The organism is Mycobacterium sp. GA-2829, from assembly GCF_001499965.1.
GTDB lineage: Bacteria > Actinomycetota > Actinomycetes > Mycobacteriales > Mycobacteriaceae > Mycobacterium.
Genome location: NZ_LQIT01000053.1, coordinates 24,053 through 31,256 on the forward strand (window position 1 = coordinate 24,053; position 7,204 = coordinate 31,256).

The window sequence follows — 7,204 nt, forward strand, 5'->3', positions numbered from 1 at the left end:
ATAGATGATGCGTTTTGGCCGGGCGAAACGCCGGAGGCATAATCGATAGATGCCCTCAGCAAAACCCGATGCCGAAGCCCCCCGTCGGGCCGAGCCCGACATCAAGCCCCGCAGTCGCGACGTCACCGACGGTCTGGAGAAGACCGCTGCCCGCGGGATGCTGCGCGCGGTAGGCATGGGTGACGACGACTGGGAGAAGCCGCAGATCGGTGTGGCGTCGTCGTGGAACGAGATCACGCCGTGCAACATGTCGCTGCAGCGGCTCGCCCAGTCGGTCAAGGGCGGCGTGCACGCCGCCGGTGGTTACCCGCTGGAGTTCGGCACCATCTCCGTCTCCGACGGCATCTCGATGGGTCACGAGGGGATGCACTTCTCGCTGGTGTCGCGCGAGGTGATCGCCGACAGCGTCGAGACCGTCGTGCAGGCCGAACGGCTCGACGGCACGGTGCTGCTCGCCGGCTGCGACAAGTCGATCCCCGGGATGCTCATGGCCTCCGCGCGGCTCAACCTGGCGTCGGTCTTCCTCTACAACGGGTCGATCATGCCCGGCGTCGCCAAGCTCACCGACGGCTCGGAGAAGGAAGTCACGATCATCGACGCCTTCGAGGCGGTCGGCGCGTGTGCCCGCGGACTGATGTCCCGCGAGGACGTCGACATCATCGAACGCGCGATCTGTCCCGGCGAAGGCGCCTGCGGCGGCATGTACACCGCCAACACCATGGCCTCCGCGGCCGAGGCGCTCGGCATGTCGCTGCCCGGCAGTGCGTCGCCGCTGGCGGTCGACACCCGCCGTGAGGACTACGCGCGCCGCTCCGGCGAGGCGGTCGTCGAGATGCTGCGCCGCGGCGTGACCGCGCGCGACATCCTCACCAAGGAGGCGTTCGAGAACGCCATCGCGGTGGTGATGGCGTTCGGCGGGTCGACCAATGCGGTGCTGCACCTGTTGGCGATCGCGTGGGAGGCGGGGGTGAAGCTGACCCTCGAGGACTTCACCCGCGTCGGGCAGAAGGTGCCGCACCTGGCGGACGTGAAACCGTTCGGCAGGCACGTGATGAAGCACGTCGACGAGATCGGCGGTGTGCCCGTCGTGATGAAGGCGCTGCTGGATGCCGGTCTGCTGCACGGGGATTGCCTGACCGTGACCGGTAAGACCATGGCCGAGAACCTCGCCCACATCGAGCCGCCGGACCCCGACGGCAAGGTGCTGCGCGCGATGAACAACCCGATCCACCCGACCGGCGGCATCACGATCCTGCACGGTTCGCTCGCTCCCGAGGGTGCGGTGGTGAAGTCCGCCGGCTTCGACTCCGACGTGTTCGAGGGCACCGCAAGGGTTTTCGAGCGGGAGCGGGCCGCACTCGACGCACTCGAGGACGGCACCATCACCCACGGGGACGTCGTCGTCATCCGCTACGAGGGCCCCAAGGGCGGGCCTGGGATGCGCGAGATGCTGGCGATCACCGGCGCCATCAAGGGTGCGGGCCTGGGCAAGGACGTGCTGCTGATGACCGACGGCCGCTTCTCCGGCGGGACGACGGGCCTGTGCGTCGGCCACATCGCCCCCGAGGCGGTCGACGGCGGGCCGATCGCGTTCGTCCGCGACGGGGACCGGATCCGGCTCGACGTCGCCAACGGCACGCTGGATCTGCTGGTCGACAAGGACGAATTCGAGGCGCGCAAGGTCGGTTTCGAGCCGCTGCCTCCGGTGTACACGACCGGCGTGCTCGCCAAGTACACCAAGCTGGTCGGTTCGGCGGCGGTCGGCGCGGTCTGCACGTAGTCGTTGTCGTTGCGCCGACGGTACGGTTGTTGACGCGGTTACTCGCGTAAGCGGGTCAACAACCGTACTGTCGGCGCTTCAGCTGGTCATCTTGTCGATCCGCTGCAGGGCGACGACCAGCACCGGGAGGTAGGCCGCCGCCCACACCGGCGCCGCCATGCTGAGCCGGGTGCCGTTCTCGACCGGCTCGACACCGTGTGAGGTCGCAGGCACCCCGGCCACCTGCCACGCCCAGCGCCGTCCCGGTTCGAATTCGGTGATCGTGAACGGCAGCGGCACCCCGACCGGGGTGTACACCTTGCCGCGTTCGCCGAGCCCGAGTTCGGTGCCGTCGAGCAGTTCGGCCCCGGCCACCGTCGGCCCCCACTTCGGCCAGGCGTCGAGGTCGACCAACACCGACCACACCTTCGCGGGTGCCGCGTGCACCACGCGGTCGACGGTCACCATGCCGTTGCGGTAGCAGATCCCCATGCCGCCTCTGATACCCGAATTCGGGCTCACGTCACGACGGCGACCGCGAATCCGTCCCAGTTCTTCGTGCCGACGGTCTGGATCGCCGCGGCGCTCAGCCGCGGATGACCGCCCATCATCTCGAGCATCTCCCGCACCGCCGTGGCCTGCAGGTCGTCGGGCGCGGGGTCGTAGACACGGCCCATCCGGGTGACGTTGTCCACCACGATCACCGTGCCGGGCCTGCCCAGCTTGATCGCCCACTCGACGTACGCGACGTTGTTCTCCTTGTCGGCGTCGATGAACACCAGGTCGAACGGCTCGCCGTGCTGCAGGGTCGGCAGCGTGTCCAGCGCCGCGCCCACCAACACCTCCACACGGTCGGCGACGCCGGCGCGCGCCAGGTTCGCGCGCGCCACCTCGGCGTGCCGGGGTTCGAATTCGAGCGTGACGACGTGCCCGTCGTCACCGACGCCGCGGGCGAGGTTGATCGTGCTGTAGCCGGCGAGCGTGCCGATCTCCAGCACCCGGCGGGCGTGGACCATCGTCGCCAGCAGCAGCAGCAACCGGCCGTGCTGCGCGGACACCTCGATCTGCGGCATCCCGGCGGCGGTCGCCGAGTCGCGCGCCGCGACCAGCGCATCGTCCTCGGTGTGCAGCAGACGATTGAAGAGTTGGTCGACCAGTTGTGGATTCGGCTCACTCACGCGCACACGTTAACCCGTCCAACCGCCGCCCAGCCGCACCCCCTCTTTCGCGTAGACGACCCGCAGCACATGTGCCACCTCCGGACCCATCACGGCCTCGGCGAGTTCGCAGAACGCTGCCACGAACGCCGGGCCGTGCGCGGGTTCGGCGTGGCTGAGGTGGTGGGCGAGCTCGTGCAGCACGACGAGCTCACGCAGCGCCCAGGTCGTGTGCCGTTCGGGCACCGCGATGACCGGCCGGTCGCCGGATTCGTAGTGCGCGGCGGTCACCCCCTTGCGGGCGCGGACCGCGACCGGTCCGGTGCCCGGCCAGCGCGCCGCGACGCCCGGATGCGCGAGCACCCCGTCGACGTAGGCCTGCACCGACGGCACCGACGCGAACCGCCCCTCCGGCGGCAGCGTCAGCTGGGTGCCGAAGAACTCGACCATCCGGTTACCGCGCTCGGCCGCCCGGTCGAACAGCGTGCGCACGAACTGTTCGGCCGCGTAGACCTTCGCGCGTTGAGTGTCTCGACTGCTCATCTCTCCAAAGCCGTGCGGGCACCGGCGAGTTCGGGACCTGGACCGAGCCGGGCCCGTCGACCCGCCCGGTCCCCGGCCCGGCGCGCGGCCGACGAGTAGCCGGCCGTCGCGCTGGTCGCCCGCCACGTCCCGCGCGCCTGAGATGCCTGCCGGTAGAAGTCCTTGAGCTCGAGATCCTTGTCGCGCAACGCAACCGCGGTGCCCGGTGAGGTGTCGCTCCGCTTCGTCGCCTCCGCCAGCGCCTCCTCGCGCGCCTCGGTGAGCCGTTGCCCGATGCGCGCACCGAAGGCGAGCTGGAAGTTCAGCCGGGCCGTGATCGTCGGTGTGGGCCGGTGGGCACCCGAGGCGATGTAGGCCTCCGACGCCTTGACCATCTGCATCACCAGGCTGGCGTAGAGCGCGTGGCTGGCGTCGATGTCCTCGGCGAACCCGTAGGCGTGTACGAACGTCGAATTCGACGCCACATCGCATTTCACGTCGTTGGCGGCAGCGATGAGCACGAAAAGCTGGACGTAGGTGCGCAATCCGCGGGTGCCGGCCTCGCCGATGGTGATGGTGCGCTGCACCGGCGTCTGGGCCTTGGTGCGTTGTTCGGAATGCGAACGGGCGACGGCCAGATCGATCGACGTCGCGGTGGCCAGGCGCTGCGCGGCGGCCATGAACGCCTCGGCCTCGTGCACGTTGTCGGTGCCCTCGGCCTGGCGCAGCAGGGCCGCGATACGCGCCAGCATCTTGTCGTCTGTCATGGCCGCAACGTTATTGCTACTCGCTGACAAACTTGTCGAGCGCCTCGACGACCTGTGGAGAAAGTGGCGCCTGTTGAGCGTAGTTCGCCACATTGTCGGTCGGATCGTCGCGCAGCACGTGGTTGACCCCGTCGAGTTCGACGACGGTCAGCTTCGTGTGGCGCAGCGCCTCGATCAACGGCCGCAACGCCTCGCACTTCGCCTGGGCGTCGGAGTTCGAACACGTCAGCAGCACCGGGGTGTCCGCGGGCACCTTGGCGGCCAGCGCCAGCGGATCGACCCGGTCGGCCTCGATGACCGCCTTGATGTTGCCGGGGTTGACGATGGCGCCGAGCCCCTCCGGCAGCTGCGTGGGCACGGTGCCCTTGGTGCGGATCTCCTCGACCGCGGCAAGCCAGTTGTTCAGCACCGTCGGGTCGGCCTCCGCGCGCACACGGTCGGTGATGATGTCGAGATACCGGCCGGCCAGCGGTTGCAGCAGCGCCAGCGAGTGCACCGGCGGGTCGGGCGCGGCGGCCAGCGTCATCGCGTGCACGGTGCCCTCCCCCAACGCGTAGACCGAGACCCGGTCGCGGGCGGTGGCCGGTTGGTCGGCGAGGAAACGCAGCGCCGCGGCGGCTCCGGTGGTGTAGACCGCGGTGCCGACGTCGGCGGGCCGGTTGGCGTAGGGCCCCAGGCCGGTCCGGCCGGTGCCGACCTTGTCGTAGCGCAGGCTCGCGACGTCGTGGTCGGAGAGCAGTTCGGCCAGCTGGCGCATGTTGCCGACGGGGCCCGCCACCTTGTTGTCCCCGTTGCGGTCGGTCTGACCGCTCTCGGAGATGAGCAGGGCGGCGGGGCCGGGCTCGTCGCGGTGGCGGTAGGTGCCGTACAGGGTCAGGCCGTCGGCGGTGAACGTCACCTGGTCGTCGACCCAACCGGTGTCGACGGGTTCATCGCCCGAGGAGCACCCGGCGACCAGCAGCACCGTCGTGGCACACGAAAATAGCGCGCGGACAACGGCTTTCACAGGCGCACCTCGATCCACGAGGTGACGTCGTCGAGCACCAGCGCGCGTTCGGGCTCGTTGAACACCTCGTGGAACAGTTCGGGGTAGACCTTCAGGTGCACGTCGCGGGTGCCGACGCATTCGACCAGCCGGTGGCTGCCCTCCACCGGGATCAAGCGGTCCTTCTCCCCGTGCACGACCAGCAGCGGTGCGGTGACCGCGGCGGCCCGGCGCGGCATCGTCTCACCGACGGTGAACAGGCCGCGCGCGATCCCGGCGGGCAACTTGCCGTGGTAGACGAGCGGGTCGGCCTTGTAAGCGGCTACCACGTCGGGGTCGCGGGACACCGCGTCGGCGTCGAGCTGTTCGACCGGAACGCCCGGGGCGACCTTGCCCAGCAGTTTCGCGACGGTCACCAGCCACGGTTTCACCGTCGACTGTGCGTCGACGGCGGGTCCGGACAGCACCATCGCGGCGTAGTCGCCGGGGTGCTCGGCGCCGTAGGCGAACACGATCCCGCCGCCCATGCTGTGCCCGAGGACGATGCGGGGCAGGTCGGGGTGTTCGCGGGCGGCGATGCCGACGAGGCTGTGGAAGTCGCCGGTGTATTCGGAGATGTCGCGCAGGTAGACGCGCTTACCGCCGGAGCGGCCGTGGCCGCGGTGATCGAGCGCGTAGACGATGAGGCCGGCCTCGCCGAACCGCTGGGCGACGTGGTCGTAGCGGCGGGCATGTTCGGCATAACCGTGGGCGAGCACGATCACCCCGCGGGCGGGGGTCTCGGGGGTCCAGGTGTCGTAGACGATCCGTACCCCGCCGACGCCGTCGAAATGTCGCTCGCTGCGGGTGCTGGCCATGGGTGGAAAGACTATCGGTCGCGCTCCGGTTCCGGTTGTCGGTCATCCTGCGTAAGCTCGCCAGCGTGACCGTCCTCGCCCGCACGGTGGACGACAGCCGCCCCGAAGACGCCTTTCTCGCCGAAGCCCAGCAGTATCGGCGCGAACTGCTCGCGCACTGCTACCGGATGACCGGTTCGCTGCACGACGCCGAAGACCTCGTGCAGGAGACCTTCCTGCGAGCGTGGAAGTCCTACAAGGGTTTCGAGGGTAAGTCGTCGGTGCGCACCTGGCTGTACCGGATCGCGACGAACACGTCGCTCACCGCGCTCGAGGGGCGCGCTCGGCGGCCGCTGCCGTCGGGTCTGGGGGCGCCGAGCGCGGACCCGGTCGACGACATCCACGCCCGCGCCGAGGTGCCCTGGTTGCAGCCGCTGCCCGACGACGCGGACGACCCGTCGAGCATCGTCGGGTCGCGCGAATCGGTGCGGTTGGCGTTCGTCGCGGCGCTGCAGCACCTGTCCCCGCGTCAGCGGGCGGTGCTGGTGTTGCGCGAGGTGCTGCAGTGGAGGGCCGCCGAGGTGGCCGACGCCATCGGCACCTCGACCGCGGCGGTGAACAGCCTGCTCCAGCGCGCGCGGGCACAGCTGGATGCCATCGGCCCGACCGAGAACGACGAGTTGCGGCCACCCGAGTCGCCCGAGGCGCAGGAATTGTTGACCCGCTACATCGCGGCGTTCGAGAGCTACGACATCGACAAGCTGGTGGACCTGTTCACCGCCGACGCGGTGTGGGAGATGCCGCCGTTCGACGGTTGGTACCAGGGGCCGCGCGACATCGTGCTGCTGTCGAAAACGCACTGCCCGGCCGAAGGGCCCGGCGACATGCGGTTCACGCGGGTCACCGCCAACGGACAGCCCGCCGCGGCGCTGTACATGCTCAACCGGGAGACCGGTGCCCACGAGGCGTTCCAGCTGCATGTCCTCGACGTCACGGCCGACGGGATCTCGCACGTCGTGGCGTTCCATACGGAGACGTTCGCGCCGTTCGGGTTGGCCGATTCCCTCTAGCGCCGAGTGTCAGGTTGTGTCACGGCCCGACGCGGCGGTTTCAAGGCGTCGTTGCAATAGCAGCTGATTCTGATGGGAAGTGCTGCTATGCCACGTCCACCGTTGTCG

8 protein-coding genes and 1 tRNA gene are annotated in these 7,204 nt (G+C 69.5%); 1 reads left to right on the top strand and 8 read right to left on the bottom strand.

The window, feature by feature from the left end; translation table 11 throughout:
- Positions 1–55: 55 nt before the first annotated feature.
- The 8 genes from AU194_RS31990 to AU194_RS25490 form a co-directional block, all read right to left on the bottom strand.
- The gene (locus tag AU194_RS31990) at positions 56–1,555 is read right to left on the bottom strand and encodes a hypothetical protein (protein ID WP_157576533.1); all 1,500 of its coding nucleotides are present in this window, start codon (positions 1,553–1,555) and stop codon (positions 56–58) included.
- Positions 1,556–1,649: 94 nt separating this feature from the next.
- Positions 1,650–1,748 (bottom strand) — tRNA-Thr (locus AU194_RS31995).
- Positions 1,749–1,858: 110 nt separating this feature from the next.
- A complete protein-coding gene (locus AU194_RS25465) occupies positions 1,859–2,251 on the bottom strand; it encodes an SRPBCC family protein (protein WP_059092052.1) in 393 nt (130 codons plus the stop codon).
- 26 nt (positions 2,252–2,277) lie between these two features.
- On the bottom strand, positions 2,278–2,943 hold the full coding sequence (locus tag AU194_RS25470) for an O-methyltransferase (RefSeq protein WP_082698849.1): 666 nt from the start codon (positions 2,941–2,943) through the stop codon (positions 2,278–2,280).
- Between the two features lie 3 nt (positions 2,944–2,946).
- Positions 2,947–3,459: a TIGR04338 family metallohydrolase gene (locus AU194_RS25475; protein ID WP_059092054.1), complete on the bottom strand. Its 513-nt coding sequence runs from the start codon at positions 3,457–3,459 to the stop codon at positions 2,947–2,949.
- A complete protein-coding gene (locus AU194_RS25480) occupies positions 3,456–4,205 on the bottom strand; it encodes a DUF2786 domain-containing protein (protein WP_059092055.1) in 750 nt (249 codons plus the stop codon). Before AU194_RS25480 ends, AU194_RS25475 begins: the two co-directional genes overlap by 4 nt.
- Positions 4,206–4,221: 16 nt before the next feature.
- On the bottom strand, positions 4,222–5,211 hold the full coding sequence (locus AU194_RS25485; RefSeq protein WP_059092056.1) for an alpha/beta hydrolase: 990 nt from the start codon (positions 5,209–5,211) through the stop codon (positions 4,222–4,224).
- Positions 5,208–6,047, bottom strand: a complete 840-nt coding sequence (locus tag AU194_RS25490; protein WP_059092057.1) for an alpha/beta hydrolase — start codon at positions 6,045–6,047, stop codon at positions 5,208–5,210. Before AU194_RS25490 ends, AU194_RS25485 begins: the two co-directional genes overlap by 4 nt.
- 35 nt (positions 6,048–6,082) lie before the next feature.
- Between AU194_RS25490 and AU194_RS25495 the strand changes: the two genes are divergently transcribed.
- The gene (locus AU194_RS25495) at positions 6,083–7,096 is read left to right on the top strand and encodes a sigma-70 family RNA polymerase sigma factor (RefSeq protein ID WP_059092063.1); all 1,014 of its coding nucleotides are present in this window, start codon (positions 6,083–6,085) and stop codon (positions 7,094–7,096) included.
- The last annotated feature ends 108 nt before the right edge of the window (positions 7,097–7,204 follow it).